Here is a 20,734-nt window from a genome sequence, read left to right on the forward strand (position 1 = left end):
ACTCTTTTAGTTTATCTTCCAAATTTATTTTTGTTAAAATTTAAATTTGTTTTTCGTGATTTGCATGAACTTCTGTTTTTCAACGGTGCAAATATACCGCCCTTTTTCCATGCCAAACAAGCTTTTTTGAAGTTAATTTTTGATTATTTTTTAGTTTACTGATATTTAATAATTTGGAGATTGGGGATTAGGAATTGGGAATTGGAAAATTTGGAGATTTGCAGATTCGAGGATTTGAAAATAAAAATTGATGAATCATATTAAGTAGAAAAATACTTATTTAACCCCTAGTGCATTATCTAATAATTATTAAAAACTTGTTATTCAATTAATTATTTTTTTGACACAGATGCGCAGATGAATTTTTTAATTGAAAAATTTAATGATTTAAAATGAAATGACACAGATGCTGAAAACTGCGTTTTCTGAATAATCTTAGCTGGATATAAACCTACAAGGTTTTATAAACCTACAAGGTTTTATAAACCTCGCAGGTTAACTTTAAACCTTGAACTTTAAACATAAAACTATCTCACTTTATAACTTTACGACTTTAGACTTTCTCACTTTATGACTTTCTGACTTTAATACTCATGTTGCGTTAGGGATTGGAGCGGTATCCTTTTTTGTTTAAAAACAGAATGTCATTTAAAAATGAGATTGTGAATCGAGTTCAGAATGATATAAATTAAATAACCGTTAGAAACAAAAAAGATTTAGCGGAAAGCCCGACCGAGCGATTTATACTAAATGTCATTTAACTCATATATATAATGAGAAAGGGAACGCCCAGAAAAAATAGATAATCAATTATATTTCAATGCATTATTTAACAATCTAAGATTTTACGTCATTTTTTTTATTTATATTTATACTGCTAAAGAAAAGAAAATGATTAATAACTTTAAAAAACAGAGTTTAATTAATGATGTAATTGAACCTAATACTTTATTTATTGATGGAGTCGAATACATCAATTCGCAACAATGGGCTTTTGCGTACGAGAGTTTTACACAAATTTTTCAATCAAGAAAACACAAATCTGTAGCATTGTTGTACAATATGGCTTTGTGTCATTTTTATGCCAATGAATTTGCAAGAGCATTTACTTTATTAACCGAAAGTTTAATGCAACAAACTACACCAAAACCAGCATATCAACAGGTAGTTGAAATTCCTATTGCATTATTAAACTTAGAATTTGAAAGTTTGAATTATCAATTGGGATTACAAGAAAATACAGCATTGAAAAACACTCATATTATTAAACTGAGAATTAGAAGACTATTGGTAGATGTGCATCTGCAATTAGAAAATTGGCAGGAAGTTATCAAATTGTCGGAGTTACCAGATATGATGAAATGCAAGAATGTACAATCTGCTGTAGAAATTTCAAAATCTAAAACCAACATTATATAAAATGAATTTAAGAAACATTGAAGAAGCCTATCTAAAAGGCGAATCTTTTGAAGAAATTAGAAATCTCTACATTTCTCAGATTGAAAACATTGATGAAAGCCAACAAATAGAAGTTTGGAAGCAGGTTTGTGGTTATGCAAATGAAGATATGATTGCTTATCTTTTATCAATTGGATGGCGAGCTGCAGGCGTGGCAGATAGCTACGATAATACACTTTTACATTTACTTGCTACACCAATTCCTTCTCCAACTAGTTATTTTATAAAGAATGATAAAGTTTATACTTGTACGCAACTTTTACTAGATGCTAAAGTAAGTCCTTTACGTAAAAATGACGAAGAGAAAACAGCTTTGATTGTAAGCGCGCAATTTGGTTACAACGAAATGCTTAAAGCTTATTATGAAAGAAATGCAAAGATTGACTTTACGGATAGAAATGGAAACACAGTTCTTCATTTGGTTGCACTAAATTTCAGAACTGCATATCAACAGTATGAAAAAGCAACCGAAGATTTAGATAGACATTTGAATGTAAAATCAGATTTTCCAATGAGTGAAGAGAAATTTGAACACAAAAAAAAAGTATTGGAATGGAATCAATATGTTTATAAAGAAAAAGTTGAGCGTTTTATTACGTATGCAGCAATGGCAATGGAGTTTGGGATTGACCCCTATCAAAAAAATACAGAAAGAGAAACAGCTATCGATGTTGCTGTAAGATATGGCTCTAAAGCCATTGGTGCAATTTTGTCTGGCGCAGATTTTTCAAATTCAGAAATGGTTCCATTTTATATGCAAGCTGGCGGAATGGATGTTTTTCAGGCGAGTGAAAAAGGTGATTTAGAAGCTTTGAATGCCTTGGCAAAATTAGGTTCGTCATTCAATGAAACGTGCGATAGAGAAGATTCTAAGTTAAATGGTTTAACACCTTTAGCTATTGCTATTATTAATCACGACTTTGAAACATCTGATTTTTTACTTAAAAATGGTGCTGACGCTACGCTTTTAGATAGTAAATCATGGCATCCGTTTAGGTATCTATTTACTCCCGAATCCAATGGAAACACCAATTCAGAACAGTTCAAAAACAATGTGTTTGTTAAAACTTTAAAAGCTTATATAGCAGCCGGTTTTGACATAAATTCACATATTGATGACGCTGGAAATACTTTATTAAACACAGCTTCCAGATTTTCAAATGGATTAACACTTTACAACAGCGATTCTATTTCTAAAGTATTAATAGAAGAATTAATTTATTCGGATGCAGACTTAAACTCGACTAATCAAGAAGGTATTTCAGCATTGATGTATTTATGTTTAGCTGGTTCTGAAAGAGCTGAGAAAAACATTATAACCATTTTAGAACAAGGTGCTTCTACAGAACTTAAAGATAAAAACGGCAAAACGGCATTGATGTACGCTGCTCAAAATTCAAATCATTCTACTGCTAAAACGTATTGCGAATTAATCTCAGAATTTGGAAATATCCTTGTCGATGCTAAAGATAATTTAGAGAAAACAGCTTTGGATTATGCAGCTGAAAACAATAATGAAGCTTTAGTAGCTTGGTTAGTCGGAAAAATGTAATCACAAACTTAAAACAAACCACAAATGGACAATATATTTTTAAATGCTTGTAAAAACAATCAGAAAGCAATAGTACAAACTTTACTTAAAAAAGGTGGAATAAATCTTGATAAACGAGATTCAATGGGCAATACCGCTTTGTTTTATTCTTGTCAAAAAGGCGCAAGAGATATTGTGAAAATTCTGATAGAAGCTGGTGTCGATGTAAATTTAGCCAATAACCAAAGTACAACTCCTTTACATATGCTTTCGCAAAGTGGTAACAAGGAAATTGTTTCTATTTTATTGGATAATGGAGCAGATATAAATACAACTGATAAAGAAGGAAGAACGGCTTTGATTTATTCTTTAGCTGAAGGCAGAACTGAATTTACAAAATTCTTACTTTCTAAAGGTGCTGATAAAAACATTAAAGACAACGAAGGTTATAGCGCATTAGATTATGCTACAAGTCGTGGCTTGAGAGATACAATCGCTCTTTTGGTTGGCGAATCTGAAGAAAAAAACAGCACAGGAAACACGCCCCTGCATCAAGCAGTTTGGAACAATGAAGCGGAAGTTGTAGGTGAATTATTAAAAGTAAATAGTATAAATATAAATACATTAAACGACCAAGGCGATAGCGCTTTAGTACTTGCTTGTATGCAAAATAATTTACGCATTGTTCAACAATTGATAGATGCCAGCGCAGATTTACAATTAAAACGATTGGATGGAAATTCTGTTCTACATTACAGTTGTGGTCGCGGAAACAAAGAGATTGTAAAACTTTTAATAGAAAAAGGAATGGACATTAATAGTAAAAATAATGAAGGAGAAACACCTTTATTAGTAGCTGCGATTTGTGGATTCAACGATATTTCTGGATTGCTAATAGAAAATGGAGCCAATGTTAACGAAAAAGACAACGACCAAAATTCTGCTTTGCATTATGCTTCTGAAAGAGGTTTTAATGAAATTGTAGAACAATTATTAATGGCTGGTGCGGAATCTTAAATCAAATTACAAAAAAAGATGAGTTTTAAATTTAAATACCTATCAATTATTACATTGTTTATACTATTTGCATGTAATAAAAAATCAGAAAACAAAAGAATTCCGATATATATTGAACCTTTTTACAATTCACAACCATTTAAAATAAATGTAGAAAAATATAATGAAGAATTGAAAAGCGAGGATAAAGATGCCATTATCAAATTATCTAACGAAATAAAATCAAATAAAGATAATATTGAATTAATGACAATGTTTGTACTTGCAACTCGCCTGTATGATTTAGGATTAAAGGATGAAGCCTCTTACTGGTATTATACTGCTGGTCTTAGAAGGAATGTTTTTAAAGAAACTTTAATTACTGACGCATCTTCTGGAGAATATAAAATGGCTTTGGATGCTTATTATAAATTATTGGGTGAATATATCAATGGATATTCATTTGGAGATTTAGATAAAACAATCAAAATAACGAATCAGATTATTGAAGAAAGTCAAAATTTAAAATCCTTTGCTAAACTGTATCCAAATTATCAATTTGATGATACAAAATTAAATGAAGCTATTGAAAATAGTATTAATGACAGAAAAGAGATGATTTCTTATATAGAAGAAAATAGAGAGGAAATCAAAAAAGCTAGAAAGGAGAACGGGATTGAAAACAAATATTAGTAGTAATTTTTAAAAAACCGATTTCATACAGTTATCGAAAAAAATTCAAATATTGATAAAACGCACTCAAATATTAATTGAATCCATGCAGATATTCATTTCATAAGAATCGTTTTTCTTTATGCAGTACTTTTACAGTATAGAATTAGAAAAATTACATTTAAAACATTGTTTACGTTTCGATTAAAAAGCAAACCTAACCAACCCACACTTAGAAAACAATGTTTTAATTTAAAAAAAAAACACTTATGAAAATTAAAAAAATTAAATTTATTCCAGCTATTTGTTTATCAATAGCATTTGCTTTTACATCATGTGATTCTGGAGTTAAGTATTCAATTGACAACCCAACTGACCAAGCTATTAAAGTGATAATTGATGACAAAGAAGCTGTTACAATTGAACCAAACACTTTTAAATCATTTGAAGAAGAATTGGAAAAAGGAAAACACACCATGCAACTTGAAAATGGTGAAAAAACTGAAATCAACTTGGAAGAATACAGTGTGTTGCTAAATCCTACTCTTACTAATTATGTAAAAATAATTCAAGAGTATGGAGTTGGAATTCAGTCTTCTGCAAATGACACTACAGTAATGATTGGTGACAAAAAATATGTTGGTCCGATTAAATTTGTTTCAAACGCACCTGTTATTAGTTTAACGGATGTAAATTATGATGTTGAAACTGATTATCCATCTGTTGTTGAAACAACTTCTAGAGGAACAGTTACTAAAACTAAAATATTCCGTTTTGCAGATTTTGATAAATTCTACGAAGCTGAAATGAATTAATTCGGAATGCATTCCAAAAAAGAATACCAAAAATAAAGAAAAAGAAAAAATCTAAAATTGCTATAAACTCCGATAAGGTTCTAAATCTTGTTGGAGTTTTTTTTTTGTAATTTGGAAAGAAGAAAGAAGAAAGAGGAAAGAGGAAAGAAGAAAGAGGAAAGATTTGGAGATTGGAAAACTGCGTTTTCTGAATGAGCTCAATTGGAAATAAACCTCGCAGGTCAACCTTAAACTTTGAACTTTATAACTTTCAAACTTTAAGATTCATCTTGCGTTAGGGATTGAAGCGGTATCCTTTTTTGTTTAAAAACGGAATGTCATTTAAAAATGAGATTCTGAACTTGATTCAGAATGACATAAATGAATAATCGATAGAAACAAAAAAGATTTAGCGGAAAGCCCGACTGAGCGGTTCCTAGGACATATAATTTTACTTTTATATATAATGAGCGAGGGAACGCCCAAGAAAAATATATTCAAAATATTAACGAAAGTAAAAAACTTTATTTAGGAATTAATCGTTAACTTTGCTTAACGTTTATTAAACAAATAAAGAAATGCAAAACATTCCTAGTGTTGACTTGCGTGATTTCCTATCGGATGACCCGGTACGTAAACAAAAATTTGTAAATGAAATCGGAAAAGCCTACGAAGAAATTGGTTTCGTAGCATTAAAAGGTCATTTTTTAAGTGACGAATTGGTTGGGAATTTATACACAGAAGTGCGTGATTTTTTCAACTTACCAGTAGAAAAAAAATCGAAATATGAAGTTCCAGGAATTGGAGGTCAAAGAGGTTATGTTTCTTTTGGAAAAGAATCTGCAAAAGGTCGTAAAACTGGCGACTTAAAAGAATTTTGGCATTTTGGACAATATGTTGAAAATGACCCGAAATTAGAAGCTGAATATCCAGCAAATGTTACAGTTGAAGAACTTCCAAATTTCAACAGCACTGGTAAAGAAACGTACCAAATGTTAGAAAAAACTGGAGTTTATGTATTGAGAGCTTTGGCTTTATTCTTAGGTTTAGATGAGTTTTATTTTGACAAATTCGTTAAAAACGGAAACTCAATTTTAAGACCTATTCACTACCCTCCTATTTTAGATGAACCAAAAGACGCAGTTCGCGCTGCTGCTCACGGAGACATCAATTTAATTACTTTATTGATGGGAGCTCAAGGAAAAGGATTACAAGTTCAGAATCACAATGGAGAATGGATTGATGCAATTGCAAATGATGATGAATTGGTGATTAATGTTGGTGATATGTTATCTCGTCACACAAACAACCGTTTGAAATCTACGATTCACCAAGTGGTTAATCCGCCTAGAGAATTGTGGGGAACTTCTAGATATTCTGTTCCTTTCTTTATGCATCCGGTAAGTGAAATGCCATTGAATTGTTTAGAAAATTGTATCGACGAAAACAATCCAAAACAATTTGAAGATATCACAGCTGGTGAATTCTTAACAGAACGTTTGATTGAACTTGGTTTGATTAAAAAATAACAATAGAAAAAGACAAGGTTTATTAAATCTTGTCTTTTCTTTTTACTCCTTTATATATTACTTCACTTTTGATTCCATCATATCCAAAAGCTTCGAATATTTATCTAATTCTATAATCAATTCTTGAGATTCTGAATTATCTAAAATCACATTGATTAATTCGCGAGCTGCAAATATTTTATTTGTAACGTTTTCAAACTTTTTTTCTCCAACACAATCAATCACTTCTTGAGTTAATTGATGAAGTAACATTTTTTGAACTTCCATAAACATTATTTAAAAGCACAAAATTAAACTTTATAATAGAATACGTATCTTTGATATATAATTTTATTTTTCAGTTATGGCAAAAAAAGGAAACAGCTTGGCAGATTTAGGCGGATTTGTTTTTTCTACAAATAAAGATTTTGAATTTGATAACAATGAAGAAATCATCGAAACATTAGCACCAAACAAACAACATTTAGAAGCTCATTTGGATAAAAAAAATAGAGCTGGGAAAGTTGCAACTGTTATTGTTGGATTTTCGGGTTTAGACGAAGATTTAAAAGCTTTAGGCAAAGAACTAAAAACACTTTGTGGCGTTGGTGGTTCTGTGAAAGATGGAGAAATAATTATACAAGGAAATTTCAGAGATAAGATAATGGAATATCTTACTAAAAAAGGATATAAAGTAAAACGCGTAGGAAGTTAATTATGGAAAAGATAAAAGAATCGGAATTAATCATTAATCCAGACGGAAGTGTTTATCACTTAAACGTTAGACCACAAGATATTGCTAACGATATTATTTTTGTTGGCGACCAATTTAGAGTTGAAGCAATTACAAAGTATTTTGACTCTATTGAATTCTCGACTCAAAAAAGAGAATTTAAAACTCAAACTGGTACTTACAAAGGCAAAAAGATTTCTGTTATTTCTACCGGAATCGGTCCAGATAACATCGATATCGTGATGAACGAATTGGATGCATTAGTAAATGTTGATTTTGAAACCAGAACCATCAAATCTGAACTTACACATTTAAATATTGTTCGAGTTGGAACTTCAGGTTCGTTACAAGCAGATATTCCTGTTGATTCTATTTTGATGTCAACCCACGGAATCGGAACTGACAACATGTTACGCAGTTATGCAATCGATGGAATTACAGAAACAGAAATCGAAAATGCTTTTATTGAACAAACGAATTGGGATATGACTAAAGGTCGTCCATATATCATCGAAGCGAGTTCAAAATTGATAGAAAAATTTGCATCGTCAGAAATGCATCAAGGAATTACGGTTACTGCTGGAGGTTTTTATGGTGCTCAAGGTCGCGTGATTCGTATTCCAATTCAGGATGCTGAACTGAATTCAAAAATTGATTCGTTCAAGTTCAACTCATTAAGAGCTACGAATTTAGAAATGGAAACTGCAGCGATTTATGGCTTATCAAAGTTATTAAGTCATCACTCACTTTCACTTAATGCAATCATCGCAAACCGTGCAAACGGAACTTTTAGTGAAGATCCATATGCGGCAGTTGAAAAATTGATTCAATATACCTTAGAAAAAATTACTCAATAGTCTTTTTATATAGTGTAAAATTTTCATTATGAAAATAATATCTTAAATTATTAAACAATTTTTCAAGATAGTTAAACATTACAAAAAAGAATACATAAATCTGACAGCTTTATTACATATTTATTATTTTTACAATTCGAAAATTGATAACCATGACGAACGAATTAGAATTAAACAGAATTCTTTTTAAAGATTACGAAAGTAAAATTATGTCAGCTGCAGAAGCTGCACTTTTAATTGATAATAATAGCGTAGTTGGATCTAGTGGATTCACAAAAGCTGGAGATAGTAAATCAGTTTTACCTGCATTTGCTAAAAGAGCAGAAACAGAAGATGTTGCCATTACATTAATCACAGGAGCATCTTTAGGTTATACTACTGATTCTGATTTAGCAAACAACAATGCTTTAATTAGAAGAATGCCTTTTATGGCTGACCCAGCTTTACGTAAAAGCATCAATGAATACAAAGTAAAATACATTGACCAACATTTAAGTGAAACTATTGAGCAATTAATTTGCGGTCACATTGCAGCAATTGATACTGCAATAATCGAAGCTTCATCGATTGATGAAAATGGAAATATCATTCCTACGACTTCAATCGGAAATTCGGCTTTCTTTGCATCTCAAGCAAAAAAAATCATTATCGAAATCAACACTAAAATTCCTGTAACTTTTAGAGGAATTCACGATAGTATTGTACCTAAATCTTATCCAGATAGAGACGTCATCAACATTCAAACTGTTTCTGATCGTATCGGAACAGAATTCATTACTATTGATCCAGCAAAAGTAGTTGGAATTGTATTCACTGATATTACAGATCAACCAGCTATAATTTCCGAACCAGATGATAAAACTTCAGCAATTTCTAAACACTTATTAAATTTCTTTGAAAAAGAAGTTGAAAAAGGAAAATTAACTTATGCTTTATTACCATTACAAGCAGGTATTGGAAAAGTTGCTAATGCTGTTTTAACTGGATTTGTAGGATCTAAATTCAAAAACTTGACGATGTATTCTGAAGTACTACAAGATTCTACTTTTGAATTATTCGATTCAGGAAATATGGATTTCGCTTCAGGTTCTTCAATCACGGTTTCTGAAGGTTGCTACGAAAACGTGTTAAAAAACTTTGATAAATATAAAAACAAATTAATTCTTCGTCCACAAAATATTTCTAACGCTCCAGAAGTTTTGAGAAGATTAGGAATCATCGGAATTAACACGGCTATTGAATTTGATATTTACGGAAACGTAAACTCTACTCACATTAGCGGTACTAAAATGATGAACGGAATTGGTGGTTCTGGAGATTTTGCAAGAAACGCTTATTTAAGTATTTTCGTTTGTCAGGCTGCATCAAAAGAAAATAAAATTTCGCACGTTTTACCAATGGTTTCTCACGTAGATCACACAGAACACGATGTTGATATTTTAGTTACTGATCAAGGTTTAGCAGATTTGAGAGGATTATGTCCACGCGAACGTGCAGAAGTGATCATTGAAAATTGTGTACATCCAGAATACCGTGAAGAAATTCGTGAGTATTTTGAAAGAGCTAAAGAAACAGTTGGCGGTCATACACCACATATTTTATCTGAAGCTTTCAAATTCCACACACGTTTAAAAGAAACAGGTTCAATGAAACAATAGTTTTCATAACATATAATTAAAAAAGGAGATTCATAATGAATCTCCTTTTTTGTGTCGATAAAAAAACTCGACCGAAGCCGAGTTTCATATTCTTATTTCTTTTCAATTTCTTTCAAAGAATCCATTTTTTTACTTGCCAAGAAACCTTTGATATCTTCGAAATGTTCAATAACACGTTTGTTAGAAAATTCAAAAACTTTTTCAGCTAAACCGTCTAAGAAATCACGATCGTGAGAAACTAGAAGAACCGTTCCTTCAAATTCGCGAAGTGCTTCTTTAATAATATCTTTCGTCTTCATATCTAAGTGATTTGTTGGCTCATCCAGAATAAGAAGATTCACTGGTTCTAACAACAATTTAATCATTGCCAAACGCGTTTTTTCTCCACCAGAAAGCACCTTAACTTTCTTTTGAATATCATCGCCGGAAAACATAAAAGCACCTAATATGTTCTTTATTTGTGTACGAATATCTCCAACAGCAATATGATCAATGGTATCAAAAATGGTAATATTTTCGTCTAATAACGAAGCTTGATTTTGTGCAAAATAACCGATTTTAGCATTATGTCCGATTTCTAATTTACCTTGAAATTCAAGTTCGTTCATAATCGCTTTAATCATCGTTGATTTACCTTCACCATTTCTTCCAACTAAAGCAACTTTTTGACCACGTTCGATAACCATATTTGCATTTTTAAACACCACGTGATCTCCGTAAGATTTAGACAAATCTTCAACAACAATTGGATATTGTCCTGATCTTGGAGCTGGTGGAAATTTTAATCGTAATGCAGATGAATCTACTTCGTCAACCTCAATCGGAACAATTTTTTCCAGCATTCGAACACGAGATTGCACAGCGTCCGTTTTTGAGAAAGTTCCACGAAAACGATCAATAAAAGCTTGATTATCTGCAATAAATTTTTGCTGTTCGTCATACGCTTTTTGTTGGTGAATTCTACGATCTTTACGCAATTCTAAATATTCAGAATACACGGCTTTATAATCGTAAATTTTACCCATTGTAACTTCAATCGTACGATTTGTGATATTGTCAACAAACGCTCTATCGTGAGAAATTACCATAACTGCTTTGGCAGAATTAATCAAGAAATCTTCTAACCATTGAATACTTTCAATATCCATATGGTTTGTTGGCTCATCTAATAAAATTAAATCGGGTTTACGCAAAAGAATCTTTGCAAGTTCAATACGCATTCTCCAACCTCCAGAAAATTCTGAAGTTGGACGATCTAAATCTTCTTGAAGAAAACCTAAACCTTTTAATATTTTTTCAACTTCTGCTTCGTAGTTTACTTCTTCGATCGAATAAAATTTTTCACTTACTTCAGAAACACGTTCAATCAACTTCATATAATCATCCGACTCGTAATCTGTACGAACAGTTAATTGCTCATTTAAATCATCGATTTCTTTTTTCATTTCGAAGATTTCAGCAAAAGCTTTCGAAGCTTCTTCACGAACAGTAGCATCGTCATGAGATAATAAATGTTGCGGAAGATAAGCGATAACAGCATCTTTTGGAGCGGAAATTGAACCCGTAGAAGGTTTATTAACTCCGGCTACAATTTTTAGCAAGGTTGACTTCCCTGCCCCATTTTTTCCCATTAATGCAATTTTATCATTTTCATTAATAGCAAAGTTAACTCCACTAAATAAGGTTGTTCCGCCAAATTGAACGGAAATATCGTTTACTGTTATCATTTAAAAAAATATTTTTGCAAATATACATTTTCGCTGAATATCAAGGAACGAGATTGATGAAATTAATTCAGGAAATATTTAGAAATGAAAAAGCAACCCAAATGGATTGCTCTTACTAATTTATTTTAATTCATAAAGTAATTTGATTACAAGCATTGCTTTTCAAATTGCGTTTTTAGATTCTGAAATTCATGAAATGAAATAATTTCTCAATCTAACTACCAAGTTATTTTTTTTTATAAAAAAATATTCTCATTCTAAAAAAACATAAACGTGATTATTTTGATTTCACACGTTTTATCCATTTGTAAACCTCAAACCATAAAACCGAAACCGCTGCAATGAAAAGTGAAATTGCAATCTCAGAAAATCCTATAGGTACTACTTGAAAGAACGAAGCAAAAACTGGAATATAAATGATTGAAAAAAGTAATACCAACGTAATTCCGATAACTAAAGGGAAAAGTTTATTCTTATTTTTTAAACTATCAAACACGCTATACACAAACGAACGATTAACCAAGCTAAGAAATATATTAGCAAAAATTAAAGTAGTAAAAACCATCGTACGGGTAAAACTTTCATTATTTCCTAAATGCAACGAATACTGATAAGCAAACAAAACTCCTGCTGCAATAACCAATCCTTGAATTATACTAATACTCAGTTCTTTCCAATTTAAAAAGGTTTCAGTTAATTTTCTAGGTTTTTGGAGCATCGTATTTTTTTCCATAGGTTCATTTTCATAAACAATAGAACAAGTAGGTCCCATAATCAATTCAAAAAATATCACATGAATTGGAGTAAAAATATTCGGATAAATCCAACCTAAAAACAAAGGCAACGAAACCGTTAAAATAATAGGAATGTGAATCGAAATAATATATTGAATCGCCTTCTTGATGTTTACATAAATTCTTCGCCCAGCTGCAATACCAACAATCAACTTATCTAAATCGTCATTCGTAATCACTAAGGCAGCGGCAGCTTTAGCGATTTCAGTTCCTTTGCTTCCCATGGCTACACCAATATGAGCAGCTTTTAATGCAGGTGCATCATTTACACCGTCGCCCAACATTGCAACAACTTCCCCATCTTTCTTTAAAGCATTTACCATAGCCAGTTTAGCTTCGGGAAACATACGTGTAAATAAAGTGGTTTTTCGAGAAAGTGCAATCAGTTCATCTTGATTATGATGAACAATATCAGCACCATTAATCGCAGGAGTTATATTAACAATACCTGCTTGATTAGCAATTGCAGCAGTAGTTTCGGCATTATCTCCAGTAATGACTTTAACTTTAATTCCTGCTTTATAAATTTTATCAAAAACAGCTTGAATATCTCTTTTAGGTGGGTCATAAAAAACAGTAAATCCTAAGAACTCAAATGGAAAATCTTGTTGTTTATCAAAAAAATGCGTTCCTTCAAAATTTGATTTAGCAACGCCAAGCACACGATATCCTTGACTTCCGAAAGAATTTATCAGCTCTCTTAAAAGTTTTGTTTGCTCTACAGAATGATGACAAACAGCTAAAATAGCTTCGGGAGCACCTTTGGCAGCAATGATTCGTTCTTCAGCTTCATTTTCGAAAATATGCGTCATCATTGGAGGTTTTCCTTCTAACGGATATTCATGAATCATTTTAAATGTATTTCGAAGATCATTTGACTGCGTTTGTTCAAATACTTTATGAATCGTTTTCTCCATTGGATCAAAAGGAACAGGTTCACTACTCCACATCGCAAAATGAATTAAGTCAGAAAGTTCAGGAGAATGAAACTGTTGTTCATCAAATGTTTGATTCGATTTAAAATCATATAACGATTTTAGCTGCATCGTATTTTCGGTAATCGTTCCAGTTTTATCTGTGCAGATTACGGTTGTGCTTCCTAAAGTTTCAACTACACTACTTTTTTTAATGATAACGCCTTGTTGCCTTAGCTTCCATGCTCCTAAAGCCATAAATGTGGTAAATGCAACAGGTATTTCTTCCGGTAAAATTGACATAGCTAAAGTTAAACCAGATAATAAGCTTGAAATAAAACTACCTGACTTATAAAAACTAAAAGCAAAAATTAGTAAGAATACCGCGATTCCAATGTATGCCATTCCTTTGACAAATTTGGTTATCTGAATTTGCAAAGGCGAAGGAACTTCTTCTATTTCCGATATGGATTGACCTATTTTTCCTAATTTAGTTTCGTTTCCGATATGATTAACTCGAATAACAGCTAAACCAGAAACGACAATAGTTCCACTATAAATATGATTATCCTCGGATTCACTACTTTTAAAAACAGAAAAACTCTCTCCTGTTAATGATGCTTCGTTTACAGATAAATCACTACTATAAACAATTTCACCATCGGCATTTATCATTCGACCTTCTTCTGTCAAATACAAATCGCCAACTGCAATTTCATTAGTTGGAATTTCAATAATTTGACTATCACGAATCACTGTACTAAGAGGTTCGTTTAACTTAACTAAAGCTTCAAGGGCTTTTTTACTTCTATTATCCTGATAAAATGAAATTCCAGAAACAGCTATAATTGCACCCAGCATAAAAAAAGCTTCAGAATAATCCCCAACAATAAAATATATAATTGCAACAGCAATAAGCAATAGTAACATCGGCTCTTTTAAAATCTCAAAAAGCATTTGATACCAATTGTTTTTGTTATCATGTTTTACTTGATTAAGTCCGTATTTTTTTCGAGATTCTAGTAATTGCTTTGTTGTTAATCCGTTTAAATTTTTTGGTAAGTTAAAATTCATTTGTTTTGGCTTATAATAAAAAAATAGATAATTATTCTAATTTATAGAATTTTAATTATCTTTCTGTTTGTAATTAAAAATTTTTACGGAATTTATATCTAGTTTAAATTACTAGATCATAGGAGTAAGATTTAAATATAGGTACTAAAAAAGCAACCCTTATAGATTGCTTTTTTATTATTTTTTTGGATAGTAAGTAAATACTTTATAACGATTCTCTGTAGGATAACCATCTAGGTCATACTCGAATTCATATTGGGTATCATATTGGCCGTCATTGCTTGTTATAATATTATTTCTGAAATGTTTATGGATTTTAGAATATGAATCTGGATAAATACCATAATATGGGTTGTGCTTATCATCATATTTATAATTATATTCATAAACAGAATTCATTACAACATAATTGAAAATAGTTTTTACTATAAAATTATTATCGTACTTATATTCATAAGTTCTCATTAAAACAAAATTAGATGCAATTGGATCTTTTTCATAAATTTCCTCTAAAACTAATCTTCCTGCATTATCATAAGTATATTCAATTCTTTGAGTTCGTCCATCATAAATATTCCCAAAAGATTCAATAATCAAATCTCCTGAATAATAATAATCTAATCTAAATACTACTTCACCGTCATATGATTCAGTTCTACTTACAATTTTATTACCCTCATAGATAAAATCATAAACTGAATGTGTATTTTCCATTTTAGAAACATAATCATTATTTCCATAATAATAAGTTTCCTCATAGTTTGAGTTTTTTTCTTGAACAGTTTTTAATTTGAGCATATTTGGATTTGGTTGTTCATTTAAACTTGTTTCATCATCGCTAGACGAACACGAAAACAATATAGTTGAAGTCAATAGCCCTAAAATAATTTTCTTCATAAGTAGAGTTATTTTTTAATATTAAACAATTTGATAATAAAGTTAATCAAAAAATACTTAAAAAAAATCCCAAAGCTTTCACTTCGGGATTTGATATATTATGCATCTCTGTTTACGTCGAATGTTTCTAAGTAATGCGCAACTCTTTGCACAAATTGACCTCCTAATGAACCATCAACTACACGGTGATCGTATGAATGTGATAAGAACATTTTTTGACGGATTCCGATAAAATCTCCTTCTGGAGTTTCGATAACTGCAGGTACTTTACGAATCGCACCTAAAGCCAAAATTCCTACTTGCGGTTGGTTGATAATTGGAGTTCCAAAAACAGAACCAAATGTACCAACGTTTGTTACTGTATAAGTTCCACCTTGCGTATCGTCTGGTTTTAATTTACCCATTCTTGCACGGTTTGCTAAATCGTTAACCGCTTTTGCCATTCCAACTAAGTTTAACTGATCTGCATTTTTGATTACAGGTACAATTAAGTTTCCGTTTGGTAAAGCAGCAGCCATTCCTAAATTGATGTTTTTACGTTTAATGATATAATCACCATCAACAGAAATATTCATCATTGGGAAATCTTTTAATGCTTTTGCAACCGCTTCCATAAAAATTGGAGTGAACGTCAATTTCTCACCATCGCGTTTTTCATAGATACCTTTCATCTTTGTTCTCCATTTCACGATGTTTGTTACATCAACTTCAATGAACGATTGTACGTGAGCAGCCGTTTGAACTGACTGAACCATATGATGCGAAATCAATTTACGCATACGATCCATCTCAACGATTTCATCTTGTCCGTTAACTGAAACTGGAGCCGCTTTTGTAGCAGATTGAGTAGCAACTGGAACTGGCGCAGCAACTTGTTTAGCTGGAGCAGCAACAGCTGGCTGAGATCCTCTATTCTTAACGTAATCTAAAATATCTGTTTTTGTAATTCTTCCGTCTTTTCCTGTTCCGTTCATAGCTTCTAATTCAGCCATAGAAACACCTTCTTCTTTAGCGATATTTTTCACTAATGGAGAAAAGAATTTATCAGATGAAGAAAAATCTTGAGCTGAAATTTCTTTAGCAGCTTCAACTGTTTTTTCAACCTGAGCAACAGCAGCAACTTCAACATTTGCAACTGGAGCCGAAGCAGCAACATCACCACCTTCTGTTTCAATAATCGCAATAGTTTGACCTACTTGAACTACATCGTCAACACTAAAAAGTACTTCAACGATTGTTCCTGAAACTTCAGAAGGAACTTCGCTATCTACCTTATCGGTAGCGATTTCAACAACTGTTTCGTCTTGCTCAACAGTATCTCCAACGTTTTTAACCCAATTTGTAATCGTTGCTTCTGCAACACTTTCACCCATTTTAGGTAATTTCAATTCAAACCTTGCCATATATATAATCAAAAGTTGTGTTTAATGAATAGTTTTACAAATTTAATATTATTTTCGGTTTTTTCTAACAAAATTGAAATTTTCACATTATTTCAATGATAAAACTTCTCCTCTATCATTTTTATCATTACTTCCTAAAAAAAATTCAGAATTTATAGGTTTTAACTTGAATGTAAAGCCATAATTTTTGAATCTTTCTAATAATTTTATATAGTCTGAATACTGAAAAGTTACCGAATCATACAATATTTCTATTTTATTACCTTTATTTTTTTCTAAATATGAATTTAATTCTTCATATTTAGACAATTCAATAATTGAAATACCGTTTATTTCTTTAGTATCATAACTTTTATCTGATAATAAAACGTATTCATTTGGAATATATTTTTCTTTAACTACTTCAGTTTTCTTTTTAAATGCAAAAATGGAAATTCCAACATTCATCATTATATCAAAAAGAAAAGAAGAAGAGAAATGTTTGCGATAAAAAAATTGCATTGCTTCTTTAAAACGATTCATATACGTTCCATCCTTTAAAGTACTTTCTCCTTTGAAATGAATACAAGAAACTTCAGAATAATAATAATTTTGCTTCCCTTCTTTTAAACTCAAATAAGACAAATCAATATCATCCGAATACATAAAACAACCTTCATCAAAACCTCCTACTTTTAAATACAATTCGCGCTCTAAAAACATAAAAGCACCAACTAAAATAGCAACTTTCCCATTTTCATTCTCAGAAAGATGTTGTGCATAATATTGATTGAATAATTTTGATTTTGGAAAAAATTTATACAACCCCATAACTTTGGTAAAAGCAACCCAAGGCGTTGGAATTCCACGTTTACTTTCTGGAAGAAAATTACCTGATCCGTCAATTAACTTACAACCGATAATTCCGAAATCTGACAAATTTTTAACGTGATTTAAAATTGAAGTAAATGTATTTTCTGCTACTATCGTATCCGGATTTAAAATACAAATATATTTTCCTTTTGCAATGTCAACACCTTGGTTATTTCCCTTTGGAAAACCAGCATTATAATTATTAAAAATATAGGTGATTTCAGGAAACATATTTTCCATCATTTCCTTAGAACCATCTGTAGAATTATTATCGACAACAATAATTTCGGCATCTAAAGATTCAATAGCTTTTTGAACGCTTTTGATACAAGCTTCCAAAAAATACTTGACGTTATAATTTAATATTATGACTGATAATTGCATAAAACAAATATAATTTTAAAAAAGTAGAAAGCATAAAAAAAGTCCGAAACTTTCGCTTCGGACTTTGATTTTATATTGAAATAGAATTAGTCGTTTTTAAAACGTTTTCTATCTGTTTCCGTTAAGTGGATTTTACGAATACGGATTGATTTCGGAGTAACCTCAACATACTCATCTTTTTGAATATACTCTAAAGCTTCTTCTAAAGAGAAAATAATTGGAGGAATAATTCTTGCTTTCTCATCATTTCCAGAAGAACGAACGTTAGATTGTTTTTTCTCTTTTGTTACGTTCACAGACATATCATCAGCACGAGAGTTTTCACCAATTACCTGACCTTCATAAATTTCAGAGTTTGGCTCAATGAAGAATTTACCACGATCTTGTAATTTATCTAGAGAATAAGGAATTGCTTTTCCTTTTTCCATAGAAATTAAAGAACCTTTGTTACGTCCAGAAATCTCACCTTTGAAAGGCTCATATCCAATGAAACGGTGTGCCATAATAGCTTCTCCAGCCGTTGCAGTTAACAACTGATTACGTAAACCAATAATTCCACGAGAAGGAATATTGAATTTAATAATCATACGTTCACCTTTTGGTTCCATAGATAACATTTCACCTTTACGTAAAGTTACAAATTCTACAGCACGTCCAGATAAATTTTCAGGAATATCAATAGTTAACTCTTCGACTGGCTCACATTTTTTACCATCAATTTCTTTGATGATAACTTGTGGTTGTCCAATTTGTAATTCATAACCTTCACGACGCATTGTTTCAATTAAAACTGATAAATGCAATACACCACGACCAAAAACCATAAATTTATCAGCAGAATCAGTTTCACCTAATCGCATCGCTAAGTTTTTCTCTAATTCTTTTGTTAAACGTTCACGGATGTGACGAGAAGTTACGAATTTTCCTTCTTTACCAAAGAAAGGAGAATCATTGATTGTAAACAACATACTCATTGTTGGCTCATCAATTGCAATTGAAGCTAAACCTTCTGGATTTTCAATATCAGCGATAGTATCACCAATTTCGAATCCTTCAATTCCAACAACTGCACAAATATCACCAGCACGTACTGTTTCAACTTTCATTCTACCAAGACCTTCGAACGTATAAAGTTCTTTGATTTTAGATTTAACGATTGTCCCATCACGCTTAACTAAAGAAACTTGCATTCCTTCTTTTAAAGTACCACGGTGTAAACGACCAATTGCAATACGACCTGTAAATGAAGAGAAATCTAATGAAGTAATTAACATTTGAGGTGTTCCTTCTAATTCTACAGATTCAGGAATATGATTAATAACCATTTCTAATAATGGTTCCATCGTATCTGTTGGAACTTTCCAATCATTAGACATCCAGTTGTTTTTAGCTGAACCGTAAACCGCAGGGAAATCTAATTGCCATTCTTCAGCACCTAATTCAAACATTAAATCGAAAACTTTTTCATGAACTTCTTCAGGAGTACAGTTTTCTTTATCAACTTTATTAACAACTACGCAAGGTTTTAAACCTAACTCAATTGCTTTTTGTAACACGAAACGTGTCTGTGGCATTGGTCCTTCAAAAGCATCAACTATCAAAAGTACACCATCAGCCATATTTAAAACTCGTTCAACTTCACCACCAAAATCGGCGTGACCAGGAGTATCAATAATGTTAATTTTTGTTCCTTTGTATTGTACAGAAACGTTCTTAGATACAATTGTAATCCCACGTTCTCTTTCAATATCGTTATTATCAAGAATTAAATCACCAGTATTTTCGTTTTCACGAAATAATTGGCAATAATACATAATTTTGTCAACGATGGTAGTTTTACCGTGGTCAACGTGTGCAATAATTGCAATGTTTCTAATTTGGGTCATAAAAAAATCAAATATTGTATCACTCTTTGTGAGTAACAAGAAAAGCTCTCGTTAAATTGAGAGCTTAAAATTATTGTATTTTAAAAACTTTCTGCTGATTAAAGTGCAGAAACATGTTTAGTTAACTTAGATTTTAAGTTAGAAGCTTTGTTATCATGAATGATATTTTTCTTAGCTAATTTATCAATCATTGAAGTAACAACTACTAATTTTGCTGTAGCTTCTGTTTTATCTTCGATTAAACGTAAAGCTTTGATTGCATTACGAGTTGTTTTGTGTTGATATTTATTTAACACTCTTTTTTTCTCGTTGCTTCTAATTCTTTTTAAAGCTGACTTGTGATTTGCCATTTTTTCTTAATTTTAATTGTAAAGTTATAATATAAACTATTAGGTAAAAAATAAAAACCTCCCATAAAATCACTATTACAAACTTAGATACAGTAAAAGTAAAATCACTTTGGTTTTAACTAATAAAACAAATTTTCGAGACACAAAGACTTGTTTTATAAAACTTATTTACAACTAATTTTAGTAGTCCGTAGGGGAATCGAACCCCTGTTACCAGGATGAAAACCTGGCGTCCTAACCCCTAGA

General features: G+C 31.3%; 17 protein-coding genes. 9 read left to right on the top strand and 8 right to left on the bottom strand.

Translation table 11 applies throughout. From position 1 onward, the window contains the following. The first annotated feature begins 891 nt into the window (after positions 1–891). The 6 genes from EG240_RS14440 (at position 892) to EG240_RS14465 (ending at position 6,980) form a co-directional block, all read left to right on the top strand. Positions 892–1,419, top strand: a complete 528-nt coding sequence (locus EG240_RS14440; RefSeq protein WP_125020063.1) for a hypothetical protein — start codon at positions 892–894, stop codon at positions 1,417–1,419. 1 nt (position 1,420) lies between these two features. Beyond that, complete coding sequence (locus EG240_RS14445) at positions 1,421–3,010, top strand: ankyrin repeat domain-containing protein (RefSeq protein ID WP_125020064.1); 1,590 nt, start codon at positions 1,421–1,423, stop codon at positions 3,008–3,010. Between the two features lie 24 nt (positions 3,011–3,034). Next, on the top strand, positions 3,035–4,006 hold the full coding sequence (locus EG240_RS14450; RefSeq protein ID WP_125020065.1) for an ankyrin repeat domain-containing protein: 972 nt from the start codon (positions 3,035–3,037) through the stop codon (positions 4,004–4,006). A gap of 18 nt (positions 4,007–4,024) precedes the next feature. Beyond that, on the top strand, positions 4,025–4,678 hold the full coding sequence (locus tag EG240_RS14455; protein WP_125020066.1) for a hypothetical protein: 654 nt from the start codon (positions 4,025–4,027) through the stop codon (positions 4,676–4,678). 248 nt (positions 4,679–4,926) lie between these two features. Continuing rightward, complete coding sequence (locus EG240_RS14460; RefSeq protein ID WP_125020067.1) at positions 4,927–5,472, top strand: hypothetical protein; 546 nt, start codon at positions 4,927–4,929, stop codon at positions 5,470–5,472. 557 nt (positions 5,473–6,029) lie between these two features. Then, entirely contained in the window at positions 6,030–6,980 is a 951-nt protein-coding gene (locus EG240_RS14465; protein ID WP_125020068.1) for an isopenicillin N synthase family dioxygenase, read from the top strand. 57 nt (positions 6,981–7,037) lie between these two features. On the opposite strand, the gene EG240_RS14470 is transcribed toward EG240_RS14465, so the two are convergent. Beyond that, on the bottom strand, positions 7,038–7,247 hold the full coding sequence (locus EG240_RS14470; protein ID WP_125020069.1) for a hypothetical protein: 210 nt from the start codon (positions 7,245–7,247) through the stop codon (positions 7,038–7,040). A gap of 76 nt (positions 7,248–7,323) precedes the next feature. Between EG240_RS14470 and EG240_RS14475 the strand changes: the two genes are divergently transcribed. From EG240_RS14475 to EG240_RS14485, 3 genes are all read left to right on the top strand, one after another. Next, the gene (locus tag EG240_RS14475) at positions 7,324–7,674 is read left to right on the top strand and encodes a translation initiation factor (RefSeq protein WP_125020070.1); all 351 of its coding nucleotides are present in this window, start codon (positions 7,324–7,326) and stop codon (positions 7,672–7,674) included. A 2-nt stretch (positions 7,675–7,676) separates the two neighbouring features. Continuing rightward, complete coding sequence (locus EG240_RS14480) at positions 7,677–8,549, top strand: nucleoside phosphorylase (RefSeq protein ID WP_125020071.1); 873 nt, start codon at positions 7,677–7,679, stop codon at positions 8,547–8,549. 152 nt (positions 8,550–8,701) lie between these two features. Next, a complete protein-coding gene (locus EG240_RS14485; protein ID WP_125020072.1) occupies positions 8,702–10,207 on the top strand; it encodes a succinate CoA transferase in 1,506 nt (501 codons plus the stop codon). Between the two features lie 92 nt (positions 10,208–10,299). Here the strand turns inward: EG240_RS14485 and EG240_RS14490 are convergent, their stop codons facing one another. From EG240_RS14490 to rpsT, 7 genes are all read right to left on the bottom strand, one after another. Beyond that, complete coding sequence (locus EG240_RS14490) at positions 10,300–11,934, bottom strand: ABC-F family ATP-binding cassette domain-containing protein (protein ID WP_125020073.1); 1,635 nt, start codon at positions 11,932–11,934, stop codon at positions 10,300–10,302. Positions 11,935–12,211: 277 nt separating this feature from the next. Beyond that, complete coding sequence (locus EG240_RS14495) at positions 12,212–14,716, bottom strand: cation-translocating P-type ATPase (protein WP_125020074.1); 2,505 nt, start codon at positions 14,714–14,716, stop codon at positions 12,212–12,214. A gap of 177 nt (positions 14,717–14,893) precedes the next feature. Further along, the gene (locus tag EG240_RS14500; RefSeq protein ID WP_125020075.1) at positions 14,894–15,613 is read right to left on the bottom strand and encodes a hypothetical protein; all 720 of its coding nucleotides are present in this window, start codon (positions 15,611–15,613) and stop codon (positions 14,894–14,896) included. Between the two features lie 98 nt (positions 15,614–15,711). Beyond that, positions 15,712–17,016, bottom strand: coding sequence for a dihydrolipoamide acetyltransferase family protein (locus tag EG240_RS14505; protein ID WP_125020076.1), 1,305 nt, complete (start codon positions 17,014–17,016; stop codon positions 15,712–15,714). Between the two features lie 87 nt (positions 17,017–17,103). Continuing rightward, positions 17,104–18,252 carry a glycosyltransferase family 2 protein gene (locus tag EG240_RS14510; protein ID WP_125020077.1) on the bottom strand — a complete coding sequence of 383 codons (1,149 nt, stop codon included), beginning with the start codon at positions 18,250–18,252 and terminating at the stop codon, positions 17,104–17,106. An 86-nt stretch (positions 18,253–18,338) separates the two neighbouring features. Beyond that, positions 18,339–20,138, bottom strand: a complete 1,800-nt coding sequence (typA, locus tag EG240_RS14515; RefSeq protein WP_125020078.1) for a translational GTPase TypA — start codon at positions 20,136–20,138, stop codon at positions 18,339–18,341. Between the two features lie 98 nt (positions 20,139–20,236). Next, on the bottom strand, positions 20,237–20,488 hold the full coding sequence (gene rpsT, locus EG240_RS14520; protein ID WP_125020079.1) for a 30S ribosomal protein S20: 252 nt from the start codon (positions 20,486–20,488) through the stop codon (positions 20,237–20,239). Positions 20,489–20,734 lie beyond the last annotated feature (246 nt).

It is taken from the genome of Paenimyroides tangerinum, assembly GCF_003865405.1.
GTDB lineage: Bacteria > Bacteroidota > Bacteroidia > Flavobacteriales > Flavobacteriaceae > Flavobacterium > Flavobacterium tangerinum.